At 68.7% G+C, this 21734-nt stretch carries 19 protein-coding genes; 10 read left to right on the top strand and 9 right to left on the bottom strand.

Annotated features, from left to right (window positions below; genetic code table 11):
• The first annotated feature begins 423 nt into the window (after window positions 1-423).
• Window positions 424-678, top strand: coding sequence for a hypothetical protein (locus ACTJJX_RS06245; RefSeq protein ID WP_010792040.1), 255 nt, complete (start codon window positions 424-426; stop codon window positions 676-678).
• 15 nt (window positions 679-693) lie between these two features.
• Window positions 694-1110 (top strand): hypothetical protein, encoded by a 417-nt coding sequence (locus ACTJJX_RS06250; protein ID WP_003082897.1) that lies wholly within the window; start codon window positions 694-696, stop codon window positions 1108-1110.
• A gap of 26 nt (window positions 1111-1136) precedes the next feature.
• Here the strand turns inward: ACTJJX_RS06250 and ACTJJX_RS06255 are convergent, their stop codons facing one another.
• Window positions 1137-2759 (bottom strand): two-component system sensor histidine kinase, encoded by a 1623-nt coding sequence (locus ACTJJX_RS06255; protein WP_003122964.1) that lies wholly within the window; start codon window positions 2757-2759, stop codon window positions 1137-1139.
• 145 nt (window positions 2760-2904) lie between these two features.
• On the opposite strand from ACTJJX_RS06255, the gene ACTJJX_RS06260 reads away from it, so the two are divergent.
• Together ACTJJX_RS06260 and ACTJJX_RS06265 are read left to right on the top strand one after the other, a co-directional pair.
• A complete protein-coding gene (locus ACTJJX_RS06260) occupies window positions 2905-3537 on the top strand; it encodes a response regulator (protein WP_003086978.1) in 633 nt (210 codons plus the stop codon).
• Window positions 3538-3617: 80 nt separating this feature from the next.
• The gene (locus tag ACTJJX_RS06265; RefSeq protein ID WP_003082903.1) at window positions 3618-3959 is read left to right on the top strand and encodes a hypothetical protein; all 342 of its coding nucleotides are present in this window, start codon (window positions 3618-3620) and stop codon (window positions 3957-3959) included.
• Window positions 3960-3974: 15 nt separating this feature from the next.
• Here ACTJJX_RS06265 and ACTJJX_RS06270 read toward each other — a convergent pair whose 3' ends face one another.
• Window positions 3975-4895 carry a LysR family transcriptional regulator gene (locus tag ACTJJX_RS06270; protein WP_016851841.1) on the bottom strand — a complete coding sequence of 307 codons (921 nt, stop codon included), beginning with the start codon at window positions 4893-4895 and terminating at the stop codon, window positions 3975-3977.
• A 204-nt stretch (window positions 4896-5099) separates the two neighbouring features.
• Here ACTJJX_RS06270 and ACTJJX_RS06275 point away from each other — a divergent pair, with 204 nt between their 5' ends.
• On the top strand, window positions 5100-8390 hold the full coding sequence (locus ACTJJX_RS06275; RefSeq protein ID WP_003162342.1) for an acetyl-CoA carboxylase family protein: 3291 nt from the start codon (window positions 5100-5102) through the stop codon (window positions 8388-8390).
• Between the two features lie 27 nt (window positions 8391-8417).
• Here ACTJJX_RS06275 and ACTJJX_RS06280 read toward each other — a convergent pair whose 3' ends face one another.
• Window positions 8418-8825, bottom strand: coding sequence for an ester cyclase (locus tag ACTJJX_RS06280; RefSeq protein ID WP_003118664.1), 408 nt, complete (start codon window positions 8823-8825; stop codon window positions 8418-8420).
• A gap of 77 nt (window positions 8826-8902) precedes the next feature.
• On the bottom strand, window positions 8903-9568 hold the full coding sequence (locus ACTJJX_RS06285) for an O-methyltransferase (RefSeq protein WP_003082920.1): 666 nt from the start codon (window positions 9566-9568) through the stop codon (window positions 8903-8905).
• Between the two features lie 92 nt (window positions 9569-9660).
• On the opposite strand from ACTJJX_RS06285, the gene ACTJJX_RS06290 reads away from it, so the two are divergent.
• Entirely contained in the window at window positions 9661-10293 is a 633-nt protein-coding gene (locus ACTJJX_RS06290) for a TetR family transcriptional regulator (RefSeq protein WP_003112419.1), read from the top strand.
• Between the two features lie 130 nt (window positions 10294-10423).
• Here ACTJJX_RS06290 and ACTJJX_RS06295 read toward each other — a convergent pair whose 3' ends face one another.
• Complete coding sequence (locus ACTJJX_RS06295) at window positions 10424-10651, bottom strand: hypothetical protein (protein WP_003082927.1); 228 nt, start codon at window positions 10649-10651, stop codon at window positions 10424-10426.
• A gap of 170 nt (window positions 10652-10821) precedes the next feature.
• On the opposite strand from ACTJJX_RS06295, the gene ACTJJX_RS06300 reads away from it, so the two are divergent.
• On the top strand, window positions 10822-12777 hold the full coding sequence (locus tag ACTJJX_RS06300; protein WP_016851840.1) for a UvrD-helicase domain-containing protein: 1956 nt from the start codon (window positions 10822-10824) through the stop codon (window positions 12775-12777).
• Between the two features lie 19 nt (window positions 12778-12796).
• Here the strand turns inward: ACTJJX_RS06300 and ACTJJX_RS06305 are convergent, their stop codons facing one another.
• From ACTJJX_RS06305 to ACTJJX_RS06315, 3 genes are all read right to left on the bottom strand, one after another.
• On the bottom strand, window positions 12797-13555 hold the full coding sequence (locus tag ACTJJX_RS06305; protein ID WP_016851839.1) for a nucleotidyltransferase domain-containing protein: 759 nt from the start codon (window positions 13553-13555) through the stop codon (window positions 12797-12799).
• A 35-nt stretch (window positions 13556-13590) separates the two neighbouring features.
• The gene (locus tag ACTJJX_RS06310) at window positions 13591-14532 is read right to left on the bottom strand and encodes a class I SAM-dependent methyltransferase (RefSeq protein WP_003082935.1); all 942 of its coding nucleotides are present in this window, start codon (window positions 14530-14532) and stop codon (window positions 13591-13593) included.
• Between the two features lie 66 nt (window positions 14533-14598).
• Entirely contained in the window at window positions 14599-17022 is a 2424-nt protein-coding gene (locus ACTJJX_RS06315; protein ID WP_320535529.1) for a DUF3772 domain-containing protein, read from the bottom strand.
• 209 nt (window positions 17023-17231) lie between these two features.
• On the opposite strand from ACTJJX_RS06315, the gene aphA reads away from it, so the two are divergent.
• From aphA to ACTJJX_RS06330, 3 genes are all read left to right on the top strand, one after another.
• Entirely contained in the window at window positions 17232-18272 is a 1041-nt protein-coding gene (gene aphA, locus ACTJJX_RS06320; RefSeq protein ID WP_003082940.1) for an acetylpolyamine amidohydrolase AphA, read from the top strand.
• A 10-nt stretch (window positions 18273-18282) separates the two neighbouring features.
• Complete coding sequence (locus tag ACTJJX_RS06325) at window positions 18283-19374, top strand: extracellular solute-binding protein (RefSeq protein WP_003082943.1); 1092 nt, start codon at window positions 18283-18285, stop codon at window positions 19372-19374.
• Between the two features lie 216 nt (window positions 19375-19590).
• On the top strand, window positions 19591-20502 hold the full coding sequence (locus ACTJJX_RS06330) for a DMT family transporter (RefSeq protein ID WP_003105419.1): 912 nt from the start codon (window positions 19591-19593) through the stop codon (window positions 20500-20502).
• Here ACTJJX_RS06330 and ACTJJX_RS06335 read toward each other — a convergent pair.
• Complete coding sequence (locus tag ACTJJX_RS06335; RefSeq protein ID WP_003105421.1) at window positions 20462-21655, bottom strand: MFS transporter; 1194 nt, start codon at window positions 21653-21655, stop codon at window positions 20462-20464. The genes ACTJJX_RS06330 and ACTJJX_RS06335 overlap by 41 nt on opposite strands.
• Window positions 21656-21734: the final 79 nt, after the last annotated feature.

The following is a 21734-nucleotide window of genomic DNA, read 5'->3' on the forward strand; positions in this document are numbered from 1 at the left end:
TACTTCTTCTAATGCGCGGTCAGGGCGTGTTTGTGCAGTTAGTTAAGTTAACGTTGCGCCAAATAAGTGCGTATAAGAAATTTCTTTATTTTCAGTAGGATGTTCTTTCCCTTAGGTATTTAAGCAAGTGGCTGGTTTCACTTGTCTTCCAGCCTTGGCCGTGCAGTGTTCGGTCGCGAGGGTGCTGTTGGAGACCGAGAAAGCAGGGGAACGCATCCAGCGTTTTCCGGGGCGCAGAGTTGGTCGATGGAATGGCGCAGCTTCGACCGGAACTCACCGCAGGTGACTTCCCGATCGGACGAGCCGAGAAAATAGTACCTCTGTGCTATTCGAGCTTCTTCGCCGCGACGCTATAGTTCCGCCCTTGATCCCCGCGTTTCGCGGAAACCGGTTGTGCAGGACGCACGCGACTTGGAAGGAACCATGACTCGGCAATCCGTACTCGCCACCGGCCCGGAGGCCAGCGATTGGTGGTGCTTCGGCAGCGGCGACGAGCCGGCGCGCGAGTCGTTCTCTGCCGGTGGGCGTTCGCTTGCGGCGTCGAGGAAACCCGTCGGCGCACAGAGCGGAATGGCCGTGGCCGAGCAGGCGAACCGCGCGCAAGCGTCCGGGCAGGACGCCGCGCCGGGCCTGCGAACCTTCGACCTGCTGCCTGGCAACCCGCCGAAGAACCCCTAGACACGGAGTCAACCCATGCGCCGGATATTCATCGCGCCGTTACTGGCGTCGCTTTCCCTGGGCGGCTGTATCCAGATGGACACGCTGCCCGAGGTCTACGCCCGCAGCCAGTGGAAGGGCCGTTCCGCCGAGGAAGCGATAGCCTTCTTCGGTACGCCGCAGAACATGGAGCGCACCGCCGACGGCTCGCAGGTGGTGATGCAGTGGTACACCGACACCAGCTATTCCCGCTATGAAGTGGTGGGCTCCAGCTCGGAGATGCAGGGCAACGTGATGGTGAACACCAACTACTGGGATACCGTCAACCACCCCAATCGTTGCATCATTTCCGTCACCGTCGACAAGAGCAAGCGGATCACCCAGTTCGAGGCCGACGACGGCGAGTTGCTGCTGTCCCACGGCTGCGCCGGCATCAAGTACGGCCCGCCGTAGGCCTGAGCTCCTCGACCTGCCTTATCTCAGGAAGCGTGGCTGGCGGCCACCGGGCGCTCGCGCAGGGCGCGCAGGGTGGCGCGCAATTCCGTGGGGCGCACGGGCTTGGAGAGCAGGGCGATGTCGGTGTCTTCGACGCTGGCCTGGATACGCTCGATGTCGTGGCCGCTGATCACCAGCGCCGGTATCGCCTCTCCGCGTTGCCGCCGTACCCGCTCGATGCACTCGACGCCGGAGGCGTGGGGGCCGAGGTCGTAGTCGACGACCAGGATGTCGCAATCGGTTCGCCAGCCGTCCGCCTCGGTTTCCGCCTGGACCGTGCAGCCCCAGCGTTCGAGCAACGCCGAGGTGGCGCGCAGGACGTTGCGATCATCTTCCACCAGGCACACCCGCAAGCCGGTGAGCAGGCCGGCCTGCAGGGGATCGTCGCGGCGGGGCAGGGCTTGCGCGGCGACCGCCGGCAGGCCGTGCAGGGTCACCGCGGTGCCGCGTCCGACCCGCGAGCGCAGCGTCACCTCGATCCCGGTCAACTGCCCCAGGCGGCGGACGATGGACAGCCCCAGGCCGATTCCCTCGACGTCGCGGTCGCGCGTCTCGCGTACCCGGTAGAACTCCTCGAACACCCGCGGCAGGTGTTCCTCCGCGATCCCCCGGCCCTGGTCGTAGATGGCTACGGCCAGGCCGTCGCCTCGCCGCCGCACGCCGATCAGCAGCGGGCGCTCGGCGGCGTACTTGAGGCTGTTGGAGAGCAGGTTCTGCAGCATGGTGGACAGCAGCCCCGGATCGGTTCGCGTCCACAGGCGGCAAGGGCGCAGGCGCAGTTCCACCCCGGCCCAGCGCGCCGCTTCGGCGTTGCGCCGGACCAGGTCGCGCAGCAACTCGCCCAGGTGGACGTTCTCCTGCTTGGGTTGGAGCCGACCGTTGTCGAGGGTGTAGAGATCGAGAATGGAGCGGAACAGTTGCGAGACGTTGAGCAGCGAGCGGTCGATGTTGTCCACCAGGCGCCGTTCCTCTTCGCCCAGGCGGGCGTCGCGCAGGCAGGCGGTGAACAGGCCGATGGAGTGGATCGGCTGGCGCAGGTCGTGGCTGGCCTGGGCCAGCAGGCGCGATTTCTCCTGGTTCGCCTGCAACGCTTCCTCGGTGGCCTTGCGCGTGCGCTCCAGCAGGAGGTGCGCGTAGAAGGGAATGACGGTACTGGTGGTCATCAGCATCAGCACCATGAACGGCTGAGCCTGCCAGGCCGGGGTCAGTCGATAGATGACCAGTAGCGCGAGCAGCGCCAGGGCGGTGGCGATGGCCAGGTAGCGCGAGCCGTAGCGCATGCCGTTGCCCAGGTTGATCCAGACCATCACCGCGTACAGCGGCAGCGCTGCCTCGCCGCCCACGATCAGGCCGAACGAGGTGCCGGCGTAGTCGTGCAGCATGCAGAAGATCCGCCGCGCCGGGTAGTGCCCCGGCCAGCGCACGATGGCCTGGCGCAGCAGTATGGAGGCGATCAGGAACAGGCCGTAGTAGGCAACGATCGGCAGGTAGGTCTCGACCTTCAGGCCGGGCAGCAGGCCGATCAGCACCACGTAGAGGATCGCGCAGGTGGCCACGATCAGTCGCAGGTTGGCCTGGTCCAGCTCGGTATTCTTCTCGAACTTCATGTGCACCTCCGTGTGCATGGGAGCGCCGCGCGCCTTTTCCTCTGTTTCGCCCCCTTCGTCACGAAGACGGACGAAGGGTGGGCGCGGCGGTAGCGGGCTAAGGTAGCATGCGCGGCGGAAACTGCGACTCCTGGAGACTACAAGAATGACTGGCCGCATCATCGTCGCCGATGATCATCCGCTGTTTCGCGAGGGCATGCTGAGTATCCTCCAGCGCCTGCTGCCCGAGGCCAGGATCGAGGAGGCCGGCGACCTCGCCGGGGTCCTGCGCCTGGCTGGCGAAGGCGAGCAGCCCGATTCGCTGATCCTCGACCTGCGTTTCCCCGGCCTGACCCGCATCGAGATGCTCGCCGACCTGCGCCGCCGGTTCCCGCGCACCACCCTGATCGTCGTCTCGATGGTCGACGACCCGCAGCTCATCGGCGAAGTGATGAACGCAGGGGCCGACGGCTTCCTCGGCAAGAGCATCGCGCCCGAGGAACTCGGCCAGGCGATTCTGGCCATCCGCGCCGGGGAAGTGCTGGTGCGCTACGAACCCTCCGGCCTCCTGCCGCTGCAGCCCAGCCCGCGCCTGGAGGGGCTCACCGAGCGCCAACTGGATGTCCTGCGCCTGCTGGCCCAGGGCAAGAGCAACAAGGAGATCGGCCGCGCCCTGGACATCTCCCACTACACGGTGCGCATCCATGTGTCGTCGCTGCTGCGGGCGCTGGACGTGCCGTCGCGGACCGCGGCGGCGGTGAAGTACCGGGCGCTGCTGGGGCAGGGGGATGCGGAGTAGCACCATGGGCACGCCGCGGATGCGCCGAGGCGCCGGGGCTGTTTTAATGGCGCACTCTCCATGGCCAAGGAAACGGACACATGCGTAGCCCGCTTGCCACGATTGCCTGCGCCTGCCTGCTGCTCGGCGGCTGCTCCAAGTCCGCCGAGGACAGCGCCAACCCATTGCTGGGCAAGGATGCCGAGTGCCTCGAACTGTTCGCCCGCAGCAATGCGCTGTACTGCGACATCCGCGAGGACGAACGCGAATCCCAGGCGAACGGTACGCCGCGCCGGCACACCGACTACGAGGTAGCCGATGCCGCCTACCTGCTCAAGGCCACCGGGGAGCGCTGCGCGATCGATACGACCTATGTCACGGAGTGTTCGGCGAAGGCCGGGCAGTGGCTGCAGAAGGCCCGCGCCAAGGCGGCGAAGCCCTAGTCGCAGCGCCCGCGCTCAGCGCAGGCGCGTCGCCAGCTCCGCCAGTTCGCCGCGCAGCCAGAGGCTGCCGGCTTCGTCGTCGGCCTGGCGCGACCAGTAGAGATTCAGAGTCACCGCTGGCAGGGCCAGCGGCATCGGCAGCAGGCGGTTGCCCAGGCCGCGGTTGATCAGTTCGGCGTAGCCTCGGGTCAGGGTCAGCAGGTAGCCGCCCTGGGCCACCAGCAACGCCGCCGACAGGTAGTGCTGGCAGCGCTGGCGCACCTGGCGGGCCAGGCCGAGGTGGCCGAGGGCCAGGTCTTCGATGCAGATGCCGCGTCGCCGCGAGGTCACCGCGACATGGTCCGCCGCCAGGTACTCCTCCGCACTCAGGTCGCCGGCGAAGCCCGGCCCGGCCATCACGCACAGGCTGTCGTCGAGCAGGTGCTGGCGGCGCAGGGCGGCGTCGGTGGGCCGGGCGATCTCGATGGCGAGGTCGATGCGTCCGGCGCCCAGTTCCGCCTTCAGGTCCGCCCAGTGCAGGCTGTTGCAGCGTATCTCGATGCGTGGCGCGGCCTGGCGCAGGTGGGCGAGGATCGCCGGGAGCACCAGCGGCTCCAGTTGCTCCGGCATGTTCAGTTGGAAGGTCCGCGCGTCGCGCCGAGGGTCGAACGTCTGGCAGCGATTCATGCTGCGGTGCAGGCCGGCGAGGGCGTCATGGATGCCCGGCGCCAGTCGCTCGGCCAGCGGCGTCGGCGCAACCCCGCGCCCCTGGCGGACGAACAGCGGGTCGCCGAGCTGGTCGCGCAGGCGCGCCAGGGCGTGGCTGACGGCCGACTGGCTGAGATGCAGGAGGCCCGCCGCGCGGGTCAGGTTGCGTTCTCGATAGACCACTTCGAAGACCCGGAACAGGTTCAGATCGAAACGGCTGAGGGGCGACCATTCATGTGGCTGATTCATGTTTGCGCGCGCCTGTCTGGGGAAGGCGCCAGCCTAGCAGGCATGCTCGCCGATAGAACCATGTATAGGCTTCATGGATGTCGATGAATAAGCCTCAGTTCTGCCGCTTCCTTCGGCTGCCTAAGATGCCTGCGACGATGACCAACGCGCCGCCGGGCCAGCTCCTTTCGCCGGCCGCCTGACCCGCTCCCCGGAGAACCTGCCGTGACCGCTCCCCCCTTCAACGCCTTGCTGATCGCCAACCGCGGCGAGATCGCCATTCGCATCGCCCGCGCCTGCGCCGACCTGGGTATCCGCTCGGTGGCGGTGTTCGCGGAAGACGATGCCGCGTCCCTGCACGTGCGGAAGGCCGATGTCGCGCTGCCGCTGGCCGGCCGTGGCGTGGCGGCCTATCTCGACATGGATCGGCTGGTCGCGCTGGCCCTGGAGCAGGGCTGCGAGGCGATCCATCCGGGCTACGGTTTCCTCGCCGAGAACGGCGAATTCGCCCGGCGCTGCCAGCGCGCGGGCATCCACTTCGTCGGGCCGCAAGCGGAAGTGCTCGACCTGCTCGGCGACAAGGCTGCCGCGCGCGCCCTGGCCGAGCGCCTGGAGGTGCCGCTGGTGGCCGGGATCAACCGTGCGGTCAGCGTCGAAGAGGCCGAGGCGTTCCTGGAAGGGCTGGGCGATGGCGCCGCGGTGATGCTCAAGGCCCTTGCCGGCGGCGGCGGACGTGGCATGCGCGCGGTGGAGGAGGTTGCGCAACTGGCCGATGCCTACCGCCGCTGCCGTGCCGAGGCGCAGGCGGCGTTCGGCCGGGACGAGTTATACGTCGAGCAACGGGTAGCGCGGGCGCGGCACATCGAGGTGCAGGTGCTCGGCGACGGCAGCGGTGCGGTCAGCCACCTCTGGGAGCGCGATTGCAGCCTGCAACGGCGCCAGCAGAAGCTGCTGGAGATCGCGCCCAGCCCGGACCTGCCGGAGGCCACTCGCGAGGCGCTGATCGATTGCGCCCTGCGCATGGCCGGCGCGGTGCGCTATCGGGGGATCGGTACCTTCGAGTTCCTGGTCGACGAGGAGCGCCCCGGGCACTTCTATTTCATGGAAGCCAATCCGCGTATCCAGGTGGAGCACACCGTCACCGAGGAAGTCACCGGGGTCGACCTGCTGCACGCCCAGTTGCGTCTCGCCGCCGGCATGGAGCTTGCCGCCCTCGGCCTGGAGCGACCGCCGGCGATCGGCGGCTGCGCGGTGCAACTGCGGATCAACCTGGAGACCCTGGCGGTCGACGGCAGCGCCCGTCCGGCGGTGGGCACTATCGGCGCCTACGAACCGCCCAGCGGTCCCGGCCTGCGGGTGGACGGCTACGGCTATGCCGGCTATCGGGTCAGCCCCAGCTACGATTCGCTGCTGGCCAAGCTGGTCGTGCGCGGCGCGGATTATCCCGCCGCGTTGCGCCGGGCCTACCGGGCGCTCTGCGAATTCCGCCTGGAGGGCGTGGCGAGCAACCTGGACCTGCTGCGCAACCTTCTGCTGCATCCGGCGGTACAGGCCAACCGGGTCGACACCCGCTTCGTCGAAAGCCACCTGGAGACACTGCTGGCGCCTATCCCGGCGAGCCATCCGCGGCTCCGCGCCGAGTGCCCGCTCGCCGAGGACGCCGCGCCTGCGCGGGTCGAGGCGCCACTCGGCAGCCTGCCGCTGTCGGCGCCGAGCAGCGGGGTGCTGGTGGCCCTGGAAGTGGCCGAGGGCGAACGGGTGCGTGCCGGCCAGCGGGTCGCGATCCTGGAAGCGATGAAGATGGAGTTCGAGGTCAAGGCACCCGGCGGGGGGATCGTCCGGCGGCTCGCGGCGAGCCTCGGGGAGCCTCTGGAGGAGGGCGCGACGCTGCTGTTCCTTGAACCGACGGAGGATGACGACGAGCAGGCACCGACCGAACAGGCGCTGGACCTGGCGCATATCCGCGCCGATCTCGCCGAGGTACTCGAGCGCCAGGCAGCGCTGGGCGACGAGCGTCGTCCGCAGGCGCTTGCCAGGCGGCGCAAGACCGGACAGCGTACCGCGCGGGAGAACGTGCTCGACCTGCTGGACGAGGGCAGCTTCAGCGAATATGGCGGTTTCGCCCTGGCCGCCCAGCGTCGCCGGCGTTCCGCCGAGGAGTTGCTGGAGCTGAGCCCCGCCGATGGCCTGGTCGCCGGCACCGGTACGGTGGGGGCCGCCAGCTTCGGCGTGCAGGCCGCGCGTTGCCTGGTACTGGCCTACGACTACACGGTGTTCGCCGGCACCCAGGGGGTGATGAACCACAAGAAGACCGACCGCCTGCTCGGCCTGGCCGAACAGTGGCGCTTGCCGCTGGTGCTGTTCGCCGAGGGCGGCGGCGGGCGCCCGGGCGATACCGATTTCGTCGGCGTCGCCGGCCTCGATTGCCATACCTTCGTCGGCATGGCCCGGCTCTCCGGGCTGGTGCCGCTGGTGGGAGTGGTCTCCGGTCGCTGCTTCGCCGGCAATGCCGCGTTGCTGGGCTGCTGCGATGTGATCATCGCCACCCGCGACGCCACCATCGGCATGGCCGGCCCGGCGATGATCGAGGGCGGCGGCCTGGGCCGTTTCGCCGCCGAGGAGGTCGGTCCGACGGGCGTGCAGGGGCCCAACGGAGTGATCGACGTACTGGTGGAGGACGAGGCCGAAGCGGTCGCGGTGGCCAGGCGCTATCTCGGCTATTTCCAGGGCCCGCTGCCCGACTGGAGTTGCGCCGACCAGCGCGAGTTGCGCCACCTGGTGCCGGAGAACCGCCTGCGTGCCTACGACATCCGCCAGGCGATCGAGGTCCTGGCCGACCGGGGCAGCGTGCTGGAACTGCGGCGCCAGTTCGCTCCCGGCCTGGTCACCGCGCTGCTGCGCATCGAGGGCCGGGCGTTCGGCCTGATCGCCAACAACCCTGGCCATCTCGGCGGCGCCATCGATGCCGCGGCTGGCGACAAGGCCGCGCGCTTCATGCAGTTGTGCGACGCCTTCGACATCCCGATCGTCTCGCTCTGCGACACCCCTGGCTTCATGGTCGGCCCGGAGGCGGAAAAACAGGCCACGGTGCGCCACGTCTCGCGGATGTTCGTCAGCGCCGCCAGCCTGACGGTGCCGTTCTTCACCGTGGTCCTGCGCAAGGGCTACGGACTGGGAGCCCAGGCCATGGCGGCGGGCAGCTTCCATTCGCCGCTGTTCACCGTCGCCTGGCCCAGCGGCGAGTTCGGCGCCATGGGCCTGGAAGGCGCGGTGCGGCTGGGCTTCGCCAAGGAGCTGGCGGCCGAGGAAGATCCCCAGCGGCGCGAGGCGCTGTTCCGCGGCATGGTGGACAAGGCCTACCGCAACGGCAAGGCGCTGAACATGGCCAGCTACCTGGAGATCGACGCGGTGATCGACCCGGCGGAGACCCGCGCCTGGCTCCTGCGCGGCCTGGCCGTCGCCGGAGAACCGGTGCCGAGGGCGGGGCGCAAGCGGCCGTTCGTGGATACCTGGTAGATGGTCGGCCCGCAGTGCCCTGGCGCCTCAGGACGACGGCGGCGTCGCCTGAACCTGCGCGGCGACCGCCGCCTTGTCGATCACCGACCAGACGCCGGCGATGCGCTCGTCTTCGAATTCGTAGAAGACGTTCTCGGCGAAGCGTACCCGCTGGCCGTTGACCGGGATGCCGAACAGCCGGCCGCTGGGTGTGCAGTCGAAGTGCAGGCGGCAGGCGACGCCCGGCGGATCGACGAGCAGGCGTTCGATCTCGAAGCGCAGGTCGGGGATTGCCAGGAAGTCGCCTTCGAGCATCCGCAGGTAGCCGTCGAGTCCGATCTGCACGTCGTTGTAGCGCACCCGGTCATGGACGAAGTCGCCCAGGCGCGCCCAGTCCTGGCGGTTCAGGCAGTCGATGTAGGCGCGGTAGCGCTCGGCGAGTCGGTCACGGGTCATGCGGGTCTCCTTCGAGCTGTCCGGGCGGCGTGAGCCAGACCCTAGCAAACCCGCGAGACGCCGTCAGTCGCTAGGCTTCAGCCCAGGCGCATGGACAGCTCGACATCCTCGGCGAAGGGCGTCGACAGGTAGCCGTTGGCCGGCGAGCGGACATGGGCCAGGTACTCGGGACTATGCTCGGCGTTGTCGGCGATCACCAGCGCGCCGGGGCGCAGGCGGCTTTCCAGCAGGGCGAGGACCTCCGGGTAGAGCGCCTTGGCGCCGTCCAGCAGGACCAGGTCGATGCTGTCCGGCAGGTCCTTGGCGAGGGTTTGCAGGGCGTCGCCCTCGCGCAGTTCCACCAGGTCGAGCAGCCCCCCGGCGGCCAGGTTGCGCCGTGCCCGCTCGGCCTTGGAGGGTTCGAACTCGCTGCCGATCAGGCGGCCACCGCCGTTGTCCCGCAGCGCTGCGGCGAGGTGCAGGGTGGACAGGCCGAAGGACGTGCCGAACTCGACGATGCTGCGCGCCGAGCTGCTGCGCGCCAGCATGTAGAGCAGGCAGCCGGTTTCGCGGGAGACGGGCAGCGCCAGGTCCTTCAGGCGACCGTAGAACTCGCGGTATTCGGTCTTGCTGCCCATGAGGCGCTTCAGTTCGGCCTCCGAGAGGTCGGCGAGGGCGGGACTGTCGCCCGGTGCGCTGGCTTCGGCTTCGGCGAACAGGCGTTGCAGGAGATCGGCGAGCGGGGCGTTGGTGAGGGTATTCATGGATGGCTCCGGGAATGTTTGAGCGCGTAAGTGCGTGGACCTAGAATGCGACGGATTCATCGCATTCCGCCATTCGCATTCCGGAGCCTTCCATGAGCGACAAGCGAAACCCGCGTATTTCCTCGCGCAAGCAGCCGCAGCAGGCCCGTTCCAGTGAGTTGGTGGCGAGCATCCTGGAGGCGGCTGTTCAGGTTCTGGCCAGCGAAGGCGCGCAACGTTTCACCACCGCGCGGGTGGCGGAGCGCGCCGGGGTGAGCATCGGTTCGCTGTACCAGTATTTCCCGAACAAGGCGGCGATCCTCTTCCGCCTGCAAAGCGACGAGTGGCGGCGCACCACGCGTCTGCTCGGCGAGATCCTCGAGGACACCACCCGGCCGCCGCTGGAGCGCTTGCGCCGGCTGGTGCTGGCATTCGTGCGCTCGGAGTGCGAAGAGGCGGCGATACGCGTGGCGCTGAGCGACGCGGCGCCGCTGTATCGCGACGCCGACGAGGCGCGGGAGGTGAAGGCGGAGGGCGCGCGGGTGTTCCAGGCGTTTCTCCGGGAGGCCTTGCCGGAGGTCGCCGAGGCCGAGCGCAGCCTGGCCGGCGACTTGCTCACCACCACCCTCGGCGCGGTCGGCAAGCAGTTCTCCGAACAGCCGCGCAGCGAGGCGGAGATCGAGCGTTACGCTGAGGCCCTGGCCGATATGCTCTGCGCCTATCTCGCCGCCCTTGGCGAGCGCTGAGATGCTGTGTGGCCGGAGCAAAACCGTCGCTTGGCCCAGCGGCCCAGGTACGCGGCTGGCGCGTTCGTAGGCTTGGCGGAGCAGGCGTTTATCGGCGGAAGCGACCGGCGTCTGCCGGTCGCGGGAGGGATCAGGCTTCGGCGATGCCGGTGACGACGATGCCGAAGCGGCGCAGCAGCAGTTCCGCCGGCTCGTCGCTTTCCAGCTTGCCGGTGCTGTAGTGGCCCGGCTTGAGGTTGGCCTCGGCCCATTCCAGCAGGTGCTCGGCGACCTCTTCGGGGCTCGGCTTGTGGGGGAACGGCAGGACTTGGCGCTCGGTGGCTTCGTCCTTGCTGTAGGTGATTGCCCAATCGCTCATGGGTAGGCTCCTTGTTTTCGCTGAGTTGGCAGGCCGGCAGGGCCCGAAGGGTAGACCGGCGCGGTCGCGCAAGGGTTGCCCTGGCGCGATGGGCGGTCCGCGTCCGACTGTCGGCCGAGGGCGGAAAACACTTATGATTCAGCCACATGCTTTGTCTGGACCGGTCCCCGATGCTGTCTGCCGTACGGCGCTACAAGTCGATGCTCTCCAGCGCCCTGGCGCGTTGTTTCCCGCGTACCACCGCCTACCTGCAGGCCGAGCGCGAGGCTCGCGAAGCCTTGTTGCAGCCGGCCAAGGCCCGCTCCAGGAAGAACGCCGCGAAGGCTCCGGCCAAGGCCGCCGGCAAGCCTGCGAAGGGCGCCGTTCGGGGGACCCCGCGCAAGCCCGCTGCCGCCTCGCAGGGCGCGCCGCAGGGAATCTATCCGGCTGCCGCACTGAAGGTCGACGAATCCCAGGAGCGCGCCATGCGCGAGCAGGTGGCGCAGGCCGTGACGCTCGGTGTGGTCAGCCCGCCGTCCGAGGAACAGTGGGCGATGATCCTCTGCCGCCAGCCGCTGGCGCGGATCTTCGCCGGTGCCGGCTCGGGCAAGTCGACCACCCTGGTCCTGCGGGTGGTGTTCATGCTCTGCCACCTGGGCGTCGAGCCGCAGCGGCTGACAGTGATTTCCTTCACCAACGCCTCCTGTGCGCAGTTGCGCGAACAATTGCTGCGGCTGCTCGCGCACTGGCAGTACCCGTTCGACGCGGCCCAGGCGCGGCAGTGCGTGCGCACTTTCCATTCGGCGCTCGGCAGCCTGGCCCGCGAGGTGCTCGGCAATCCGCGCTGGTTCGAACAACTGGACGACCGCGACCCCGCCGCCGAGCCGGACAACCCCCTTGCCGCCGGACGCCTGCGTCCGGCCCAGCAGCGCCTGCTGAAGCAGGCCTACCAGCAGTGCTACGCGGCAAGCCCGGCGTTCCGCGCCAAGACCCACAAACTGCTGGAACTGCCGCCGCCGGCGGAGCCGGAAGAGGGCGCGCGGCGGCAGCCGAAGGCGCCGCTGGAGCCGTTCAAGCTGGCCGGCGAGTTCCAGGCGCTGCCGCTGTACGAAGCCTTCCATGCCCAGGCCGGGTTCGCCGAGAGCCTGGGCCTGCGCGTCGAACGCCTGGACAGCGGCAAGCTGGAATGCGGGTTGCGCGAGAAGATCTTCGTCGAAGCCATGGCACTGTTCTGGGCGAGGTTCCAGGCGCTGTTGCGCGAGGAGGGCCTGATGACCTTCGACGCCGCGTTCCAGCAGCTCGGCGAGCGGATGGCCGGCGGGGCCCTGGCGGAAACGGCGCTGGCGCCGTTCACCCATCTGCTGATCGACGAGTTCCAGGATGTCTCGCCGCAGATCGTCCTCTGGCTACAGGCGTTGCACCGTCGCCTGGCAACCCAGGGCACCGCGCCGAGCCTGATGGCCATCGGCGACGACTGGCAGTCGATCTACGGCTGGCGCGGCAGTTCGCCGGAGCTGTTCATCGACTTCGACCGGCATTTCCCTTCGCGTGGGCGGGGACGCAAGAGCGCGCTGCTGGTGCTGGAAACCAACTACCGCTCCGTCGAACCGATCATTCGCGACGGCGAGAAGGTGCTGGCCGGGGTGCGTTTCAAGCAGGACAAGACCTGCCGCGCGTTCCGCCCGATCCAGCCGGGCGACCATGGCGTGAAGCTGGTGCAGCGTTTCGACCTGCGTGCGCAACTGCCGAAGCTGCTGGCGGAAATCCGCGCCCAGTGCGAGCACGCCGCCGCTCGCGAAAGCAGCGAGCGCACCGCGGTGCTGTTGCTGAGCCGGCGCAACGAGCCGTTGCAGGCGATCCAGGCGGAGTTGGATCGCGCGCTGCCGGTGAAGGGCATGACCATCCATCGCGCCAAGGGCCTCCAGGCCGAAGTGGCGATCGTCGTCGACGACTGCCTGCCGGGCGAGAAGCATCCGTTGCGCAACGCGCTGTACGCGGCATCGGGCTTCTTCCGCAACAGTTACGACCAGGCCATGGAGGACGAAAGCCTGCGCCTGGCCTACGTGGCGATCACCCGTGGCGTCAGCCGGGTGCTCTGGTACACGCGCAAGGCCCAGGGCGCCACGGCCCTGTTGGCCCGACGCTGAGGACGACTGTCTCGGCGGGCTACGCCTGGCGCTGCATCCAGGCGCTGAATGCGCGCAGGCGCTCGATGAACACCGCCGGGTCGGTGACCTGGCCGTCCAGCACGGCCTTGAAATATTCCAGGGCCGGCGCCTGTCCGGGGTACCGCGCGCGAAACAGCGCCAGGTAATGCTCCAGGGTCTCCGGCCAGACGCTCTCCGTCTCCCCGCGAAGGATGTCGCTGGAGCGGATCAGCTTCTTCGCCGCTTCTCGTTGCAGGCGGCGGCGCTCCTCCTCCGAGGACGCGCTTTCCAGGCGTCGCGCATAGTCTTCCAGCACCTGCGCATAGTCGCCGTTGAGGGCCAGGGCGATGGCTTTCGCCGGACGCAAGGGCGGCAGGTCGCTGGCCAGGTCTTCGCCCCACAGGCAGCGGCAGCGGTGCTTGAGCCAATAGCCCCAGCTATCGCGGTTGGCCGGATCGCGGGCCTGGTCCAGGTGGCCGATATCGAAATCGATCTTGCTGACTTCCGGGTGGCGCGCCTGCAATGCCAGGCGCGCGGTTTCCAGTTGCGCGGTCAGTTCGGGGCTGGGCGGGTCGCGCAGGACCAGGGTCAGGTCGAGGTCGGAGCGCCCCGTGATGGCCTCGCCGCGGGCGACGCTGCCGTACAGGTAGACGCTGTGCACGGCCCGCTCGAACGGAGGCCGGGCCAGGGTCCGGCGCAGGTCGTCGAGCAGGGGGCGAAAGGCCGCCTGCGGTTCGACGCGTGGCGGCAGGGGAATGAAGCCATCGGGCATGTCCATGCCGACAGCCTAGCGACACGCCGCCCGCGCGTCGATCAGCCTGCGTTGCGGAACAGCAGCGCCTTGAGGCCCGCCGCGGGGTCGACATCGGGGAACTCCGGCGGATTCTCCAGGCGTTCGACGAAGTGCAGCGACGGCGCCTCGCGGGCGGTTTCCTCGAGGAGGAAGTCGGGGCCGATGGCCGGGTCGTTGATACAGGCCAGCAGGGTGCCGCCGGGCACCAGCAGTTCCGGCAGGCGGCGGAGAATCCTGCGGTAGTCCTGGGTCAGGACGAAGCTGCCTTTCTGGAAGCTCGGCGGATCGACGATCACCAGGTCGTACGGGCCGAGCTTGCGCAGCTTGCCCCAGGACTTGAACAGTTCGTGGCCGAGGAAGCTCACCCGGCCGAGGTCGTGGCCGTTCAGGCGGTGATTGTCGCGGCCGCGGTTGAGCGGGCCGCGGGCCATGTCCAGGTTGACCACCTGGCTGGCGCCGCCGGCAATGGCCGCCACCGAGAAGCCGCAGGTGTAGGCGAACAGGTTGAGCACGCGGCGGCCGGCGGCCTGCTCCTGCACCCAGCGGCGGCCCAGGCGCATGTCGAGGAACAGCCCGGTGTTCTGGTTGCGCCCCAGGTCGAGGCGGAAGCGCAGTCCGTTTTCCACGATGTCCCAGGTTTCCAGCGGCTCGCCCGAAAGCCATTCGCAGGCGCTGTCTGGGCGGTAGCGGTGCTGCAGGACCAGGTGCCGGCCCTGGCTCGCAGCCCAGGCCGGCGCCGTGGTCAGTTGCCCCAGGGTCCGGCGCAAGGCCTGCAGTTCCTCCGGCTGCGGCTCCTTGAACAGAGTCACCAGCAGGACGCCCTGCAGCCAGTCCGCGGTCAATTGTTCCAGGCCCGGCCAGCAGCGGCCGCGACCATGGAACAGACGGCGGGTCTCCGCCGGCGCCGGGGACAGCGCGGCGAGCAGGTGCTGGAGGAGGGTATCGAGGGCTTCGCGATTCATGGCGGTTCGGCGTTGAAAAAGGGGCGGATTCTACCCGTTGCGTGACGGCCAGTCCGCCCCTTCGCTTCAATCGGGCGTCGCGGGCGCAGGCGCGGCGCTGGCCGGGCCGCCATCCTGGATCATCAGCAGGCTCTGCGGCGAGGACAGCGCGATGCCTTCGCTGCGCAAGCGGTCGAGGATGGTGAAGAGCAGGTCGCTGCGCGCGCCGGCCACCGAACGCGGGCTGTTGACGAAGCCGCTGGCGTTGAGCACCAGGCCGTTGCTGGCGAGATCCTTGAACGTCACCGAGGGCGCCGGTGCGTCGAGGATCGCCGGGTGTTCGGCGAAGGCCTGCAGGAGCAGTTCGCGGACCTTCATCGCGTCGGTGTCCAGCGGCAGGGTCAGGTTCACCCCGACCACCCCGAGGGCATTGCCCATGGTCACGTTGCGCACGGTCTGGGAGATGAACTGCGAGTTCGGCTCGATCACCGTGGAGCGGTCGCCCATCTGGATCTCGGTGGCGCGCACGTTGATCCGCCGGATATCGCCCTCGACCCCGCCCAGGCTGACCCAGTCGCCGACCTTCACCGGCCGCTCGGTCAGCAGGATCAGGCCGGAAATGAAGTTCTGCACGATGGCCTGCAGGCCGAAGCCGATGCCTACCGAGAGGGCGCTGACCACCCAGGTCAGGCTGGTCAGGTTGATGCGCAGGGTGGACATCACCAGCATCGCCAGGAGCACGAAGCCGAGGTAGCCGACCAGGGTCACCAGCGAGGCGCGCATGCCGGCGTCCATGTTGGTTTCCGGCAGCAACCGCTCGCTCAGCCAGCGCTTGACGATGCGCAGGGCGAACAGGCCGCCGACGAACAGCAGCAGGGCGACCAGGATGTCCTGCGGGACGATGTTCAGGTTGCCCAGGGTCTTGCTGCTTTCGCCCAGTTGGGCGAAGCCCTGCAGCAGTTCGCTGGGGCTCGAGCCGACCGGAAGGAAGGCCAGCAGCAGCGCGGTGAGCAGCAGCAGGGTGCGGCCGACCCCGGCCAGCACCGTGCTGGCCTGGGCCTGGTGGCGCGGCGACAGGCCGAGCGCATTGGCCAGCGCCAGGCCGCTGGGATGCTTGGGCGAGAGCAGGGTTTCGCAGATGTCGCCGAAGAAAGCGATCAGCAGGTAGGTGGTGGCCGCGATTACGCTGATCCACAGCAGCTTGCCGGTGAGGAAGTAGGCCAGCGACAGGTAGCCGGTGAACAGGGCGAGGAGGATCGCCGCGATCCATACCGAGGCGACGAAGGGGATCAGCCCGGCGATCCCGCCTGGCCGCTCCAGGTCGTGCTTGCGCCGCACATGGTGGTAGCGCAGCAGGGCGGCGGCGAAGATCAGCGCGGTGACCAGCGCGGTCAGGCCGTTGAGGGCGACGGTCAGGGCCAGGCTGGTGCCGGTGACGCTGTTGATCCGTTCCTCGGTGGCCACCAGCATCAGCGCCACCGCGAGGATCGCCGGGAACGGGCCGAGGGCGCTGGCGATCCTGTCCGGGATCGCCGGCAGCCGCCAGGATGGTCGCGGCAGCATCAGCAGGGCGCGGCCGAGGCCGGCGATGAAGGCGCAGAAGGTCGCCAGGCTCACCAGTTGATCGGTCAGGCTGGCCATGTCGGGGCTCAGGCTGGCGTTGCTTTCCAGGCCCCAGCGCATCAGCGACACCGCGCCGACGATGGTCAGGATGGTCGCCAGCCCGACCGCCAGGGCCAGGGCGCTGCGCCGCAGGCGGCCTTCCGGCAGCCAGCGGATCATCGCCCAGGTAAGCATGCGCTCCAGCAGGCGGCGGCCGAAGCTCCAGACCAGCACGGTGGCCAGCAGGGTTCCGGCGAAGGCCCAGCGGTGTCCGGGCGCGATGGCGCTGTCGAAGGCGACCAGGGCCTCCGCCTTCAGCTTGTCCAGCCGGCGCAGGTCGTCGTCGGTGGGACGGATCAGGGTCGACCAGAAGCTCGGGCTGAACGGTGTCGCCGCGCGGCTGCTGATCTGCGAGTTGAACAGGCTGCGGCGCAGGTTGACGATCTGTGCCGCCAGGTCGCGGGACGACTGGCCGAGCTGGGTGGCCTGGCGTTCGTCATCGAGCAGGGCGTTCTTCTGCCGGGTCAGGGCCTGGCGCTGGGCGGCGAGGCTTTCCGCCTCGTCGGGCTGCGGCGGGCCGATCACTTTCAACTGATCGTCGAGCCGCTCGATGTCGGCCACCCGTAGCGCGAGCAGGGCGTCGGCCTGGCGCTGGACTTGCAGCGCGCTCTGGCGCAACTCGGCGAGGAGGTCGTCGCTGGCGTCGGCGGTAACGCGCTGGCGGATCAGGTCGAGTTGCGCGTTGAGCTGGTCGAGGCTGGCGTCCTCGGCCAGGGCGGCCGGCGCTTCCAGGTCGACGGCCGCCTGCGGAGCCGGCCTGGCGGCCCAGGCCTCGCTGCCCAGGCTCAGGAGCAGGCCCAGGGCCATGGCGAACTGGCAGAGCAACATATGCAGGCTGGCGCGCCTCATCGAATCCCCCTTTCGATCCTGACTGGCTCAAGCAGTATGGACCGGCGCGGGCGCCGAGTAATTCCCCGCGTCGATAATCGCCAGGCGGCGCTAAAGGGACATGAATTCTGGCCATATCGATCCCTTTTTGGCCGCCGCCGCCGTTTTGCCGCGACCGCGCGCTGGGCAGAATCCCTCCACCAAGAACAAGAAACCTGCGAGGTCTCTCCATGCTGAGCGTCTACAGCGACGATCATCGTCTGCACTTCGGCCAGTCGGAACTGGTCGACGGCAAGCTGCAACCCTGTTTCGAAATGCCCAGCCGGGCCGACACCGTGCTGGCCCGGGTGAAGTCGCAGAACCTTGGCGAGGTGATCGCGCCGAAGGATTTCGGCCGCGAGCCGCTGCTGCGCATCCACGACGCCGCCTACCTGGACTTCCTCCAGGGCGCCTGGGCCCGCTGGACCGCCGAAGGCCACAGCGGCGACCTGGTGTCCACCACCTTCCCCGGCCGCCGCCTGCGCCGCGACGGGCCGATCCCCACGGCGCTGATGGGCGAGCTGGGCTACTACAGCTTCGACACCGAGGCGCCGATCACCGCCGGCACCTGGCAGGCCATCTACAGCTCCGCCCAGGTCGCGCTGACCGCCCAGGAGCATATGCGCCAGGGCGCCCGCAGCGCCTTCGCCCTCTGCCGTCCGCCGGGCCATCACGCCGGTGGCGACTTCATGGGCGGCTACTGCTTCCTCAACAATGCCGCCATCGCCACCCAGGCGTTCCTCGACCAGGGTGCCCGGCGCGTGGCGATCCTCGATGTCGACTATCACCATGGCAACGGCACCCAGGACATTTTCTACCGCCGCGACGATGTTCTGTTCGCCTCGATCCATGGCGATCCGCGGGTCGAATACCCGTACTTCCTCGGCTACGCGGACGAGCGCGGCGAAGGCGCCGGCGAGGGCTGCAACCACAACTATCCGCTGGCCCATGGCAGCGGCTGGGACCTCTGGTCGGCGGCGCTCGACGACGCCTGCGTGCGGATCGCCGGCTACGCCCCGGATGCCCTGGTGATTTCCCTTGGCGTGGACACCTACAAGGAAGACCCGATCTCCCAGTTCAAGCTGGATTCGCCGGACTACCTGCGGATGGGCGAGCGCATCGCCCGGCTGGGCCTGCCGACCCTGTTCATCATGGAAGGCGGCTATGCGGTGGAAGCCATCGGCATCAACGCGGTCAACGTGCTGCAGGGCTACGAAGGCGCGGCCCGCTGAGGAGCGAAGCATGCAATCGACTCGCAAGCTGCTGGCCGGCCTCGCGCTGGCCGTTTCCGCCGGGCTGGTCCAGGCCGCGCCGGAAGTACGGATCTACAACTGGTTCGACTACATCGCCCCGGACACCCTGAAGAACTTCCAGGCGCAGACCGGCATCGCGCCGAAGTACGACGTCTACGACAGCAACGAGGTGCTCGAGGCCAAGCTGCTGTCCGGGCATTCCGGCTACGACCTGGTGGTGCCCAGCGACAGCTTCCTGCCCAACTACCTGAAGGCCGAGGTGTTCCAGCCGCTGGACAAGAGCAAGCTGCCGAACTGGAAGAACCTCAACCCGGCCCTGCTCAAGGTGCTCGCCGGCAAGGACCCCGGCAACCGCTACGTGATGCCCTACATGTGGGGCACCAACGGCATCGCCTACAACCTCGACAAGGTCCGCGCGGTGCTCGGCGACGATGCGCCGCTGGACTCCTGGGACCTGGTGTTCAAGCCGGAGAACCTGGCGAAGCTGCAACAGTGCGGCGTGGCCTTCCTCGACTCGCCCACCGAGGTGATCCCCGAGGTGCTGCACTATCTCGGCCTGTCGCCCAACAGCCACCAGCCGGAAGACTACCGCCGAGCCGAGGAGCACCTGGCGAAGCTGCGCCCGTACATCACCTACTTCAGTTCCTCGAAGTTCGTCAGCGACCTGGCCAACGGCAACGTCTGCGTGGCCATCGCCTGGTCCGGCGGAGCGATGCAGGCGGCCAACCGGGCCAGGGAAGCGAAGAACGGCATACGCATCGAGTACCGCATCCCGAAGGAGGGCGCCGCGGCCTGGTTCGACGTGCTGGCGATTCCGCGCGACGCGAAGAACGTCGAGCAGGCGCACGCCTTCCTCGACTATCTGCTGCGCCCGGAGGTGGTGGCGCCGATCTCCGACTACGTGGCCTACGCCAACCCGAACAAGGCGGCGGACGGCTTGATCTCGGCGGAGTTGCGCGACAACCCGAACGTCTACCCGCCGGAAGAAGTGCAGGCCAGGCTGTATTCGGTGGAGATGCTGCCGCCGAAGCTGGAGCGACTGCGCACGCGGACCTGGAGCAAGATCAAGACCGGCAAATGAGCGGCCGCGGCCAGATGGCGGGTTCGCAGGACGCATAGCGCCACAGGCGCTATGCGTCACGCCCCGCAGGCCAGGCGAGCGGGCCGGAACCGCCGCCCACGGCCCGCTGGAGGTCGCTTCCAGGCTTCGACCGGGCGCGCCGGCTTGTCCATAATGGCGCTGCCCGACGGTCGCCGCTGGCGGCCGCTTCCTTCCATGCCTGCCTGTGAGTCCGCCATGCGTAAGTCCGCCGATGCCTTCGCCTTCCAGACGATGCTGTTGCTCTGCGTGATCTGGGGCATCCAGCAGGTGACCATCAAGTGGGCGGCGACGGACATCGCGCCGGTGATGCAGGCGGCCATCCGTTCCGGCATCGCCGCCGCCCTGGTCGGCCTGCTGATGTGCTGGCGCGGCGGCTGGGAGGGCTTGCGCCAGGGCACCCTGGGCGCCGGCCTGCTGACCGGCACGCTGTTCGCCCTGGAGTTCCTGTTCATCGCCCTCGGCCTGCAATACACCACGGCTTCGCACATGTCGGTGTTCCTCTATACCGCGCCGATCTTCTCTGCCCTCGGGCTGCACTTCCTGCTTCCCAGCGAACGCCTGCGGCCCTTGCAGTGGCTGGGCGTGGCGGTGTGCTTCAGCGGCATCGCGGTGGCCTTCGGCGGAGGCCTGTCGTGGGCGGAAATGGATGGGCGGATGCTGCTCGGTGACGCCTTCGGCCTGCTCGCCGGGATGTCCTGGGGCGCGACCACGGTGGCAGTGCGCGGCACCCGGCTGTCCGAGGCACCGCCAAGCCTGACGCTGTTCTACCAATTGTTCGTGGCATGCGCCGGGTTATTGCTGATCGCTCTTTTCAGCGGCCAGCTCGGCGAGGTCCGCTGGACCCCGGTGAGCACCGCCAGCGTGCTGTTCCAGGGCGTGGTGGTGTCGTTCGCCAGCTACTTCTGCTGGTTCTGGTTGCTGCGTCGCTACCTGGCGAACAACCTGGCGATCTTCTCCTTCATGACCCCCCTGTTCGGCGTCACCTTCGGCGTATTGCTGCTGGGCGAGCCGCTCAGCCTGAACTTCGTCGCCGGCGCGGCGCTGGTCCTCGCCGGCATCACCCTGGTCAGCGGCGAGCAGTGGCTGCGACGCCTGCTGCGACGCTGAGCGAGTGCGGCCGGCGCAACAGCAGGCCGGCGAAGACCAGGCCGAGCCCGGCGAGCGCCAGCGCCGGTTGCAGGCCGCCGGCGAAATGCGTGCTGAGCGCCGCCAGCAGCGGGCCGAGCAACTGGCCGAGGGCGAAACCGGTGGTCAGTTGGCCGGCGTTGCGCTGCGGCGTATGCGGCGCCAGTTCGCGGGCGTATTGCATCACCAGTTGCATGCCGGCGAGGAACGGCAGGCCGGTCAGCACTACCCCCAGGGCCAGCCCGCCGATCCCTGGCAGCAGGCAGGCGAGCACGCCGAGGGCCTGTAGCCAGAGCGCGCCGACCAGCCAGCGGCGGGTGCCGTCCGGGCGCTGCCGGCGCAGGCTGATCAGCACCACCCCGGTGGCCGAGGCCAGGCCGAAGCAGGGCCAGAACAGGTCGGCCTGCCATTGCCCGTGGAAACGCGCCGCGGCCATCTGCGAGAGAAAGGTGGCCGGGATGATGTAGCCGAGGCCGACCAGTCCGTAGGCCCAGGTCAGGCGGCCGAGGCCGGCGTTCTCGCTTGCCGTGGCAGGCGCGTCGTGGCCGGCGCTGCGTGCGGCCGGGCGCGGCAGCAGCGGCAGGAGCATGAGGATCAGGACCAGCGCGAGGTCGGCGAAGAGCTTCCAGATGAACACCGAGTCCTGGCCCAGGGCGTTGCCCAATGCCGCCAGCAGGCCGGTGACCATCACCCCGATGCCGGGGCCGGCGAACACCAGCGCGCCCAGCCGGGCCCGACCGCTTTCCGCGGCGAGGCGCTGGCTGAGGGCGGTGACCATGATCAGTACCCAGGCGCTGGCCACGCCAAGACCGAAGCGCAGCAGCGCGTGCGGCCAGAAGCCCTCGGCCCAGACCGAGGCCAGGGTCAGGCCGAAGCAGGCCCATAGCCCGACCAGCAGGCGCAAGCGCGCCTGCCGCGCTTCGCGGGCGAACAGCGCGTCCAGCGCGCCGACCAGGTAGCCGAGGTAGTTGGCGGCGGCCAGCAGGCCGGCGCCGGTCAGGTCGAGCTGGCCTTCGCGGATCAGGTGCGGCAGTTGCGGGGTCAGGGAGAAGCGTCCGACCCCCATGGCGACCACCAGCGCCAGCAGGCAGGCGAGCAGGCCGACCAGCGGCGAACGAAGAAAATCACGGGACATGTGCGGATTCCTGCCGGGGGATGAATGGCAGCAGGTTAGGTCTTGCGGAAATTCTGTAAAAATGAATAATCGTGAATTA

Origin of the sequence: Pseudomonas sp. 22490 (genome assembly GCF_052044465.1) — a bacterium.
GTDB classification, from domain to species: Bacteria; Pseudomonadota; Gammaproteobacteria; order Pseudomonadales; family Pseudomonadaceae; genus Pseudomonas; species Pseudomonas aeruginosa.